This is a genomic window from Alteribacillus sp. JSM 102045 (assembly GCF_041949975.1).
Lineage (GTDB): Bacteria > Bacillota > Bacilli > Bacillales > Marinococcaceae > Alteribacillus.
On record NZ_JBHFQG010000101.1, the window covers coordinates 1 to 1,130 of the forward strand.

1 protein-coding gene is annotated in these 1,130 nt (G+C 47.4%); it reads right to left on the bottom strand.

The annotated features are described in order from the left end of the window. Positions 1-1,130: aldehyde dehydrogenase family protein (locus ACE1TI_RS21825; protein WP_375009602.1), on the bottom strand; the 1,130-nt coding region annotated here is incomplete at both ends.

Sequence of the window (1,130 nt, forward strand, 5' to 3'; positions counted from 1 at the left end):
GCTTCCCCTTGTTCACGGGAGTGAGAGCTTGATTTCTTCATACCGCCGAATGGAGCCTGCAGTTCTACGCCGGCACTTTCAGCGTTGACACGAACAAGCCCTGCTTCCATGTCATCGACAAAGTCAAGCATACTTTGGATGTTTGTTGTAAAGATAGACGCACTAAGTCCAAATTCAACGTCATTCGCAAGTGCGATACCGTCTTCGATGTTGTCTACTTTCATCAATGCAAGCACCGGGCCAAAGATTTCTTCTTGCGCAATCGTCATGTCCGTCGTTACACCGTCAAAAACAGTTGGTTCTACATAGAAGCCTTTGTCGAGGCCGTTTTCTTGCAGACGGTTACCGCCGAAAATAAGCTCCGCTCCCTCATTTTTTCCTTTTTCGATATAAGAAAGAACGGTTTCCATTTGGCCTTCACTAGAGCAAGGTCCCATCCAAACGCCATCTTCAAGGCCGTCGCCCACTTTGATTTCTTTTACTTTCGCAATGAGTTTTTCTTTGAATGTGTCATATACATCGCTTTCTACGATGACACGGCTTGTGGCTGTACATTTTTGACCGGTAGAACGGAGGCCGCCGCTGATCGTAGCATCTACAGCAAGATCGAGGTCTGCATCTTTTGCTACAATAACCGGGTTTTTCCCGCCCATTTCAAGCTGATACTTCGCTCCGCGGGAAAGGGCTCCCTGACCGACTTGTTTACCGATGGTATCCGAACCAGTGAACGTAATACCAGCTACGTCCGGGTTATCAATAATGCCTTGTCCAATGACAGAACCAGATCCAGTTACAAAGTTTACGACGCCCTTTGGAAGACCTGCTTCTTCAAAGCATTCAATAATTTTTGCTGCAGTTACTGCTGCTTCACTAGCTGGTTTCAGCACAACGCTGTTACCATAAGCAAGCGCCGGAGCCATTTTCCATATTGGAATCGCAACTGGGAAGTTCCACGGCGTGATAACACCTACAACGCCAAGCGGTGTGCGTGTGGTGAACATAAAAGCATCTTTATCGGTAGACGGAATCACGTCACCTACTTTTCTCATGCCTTCTCCTGCATAATAGCGAAGAATAGCTACCCCGCGAGCCGTTTCCCCTTTTGCTTCCGGGAATGTTTTTCCCATTTC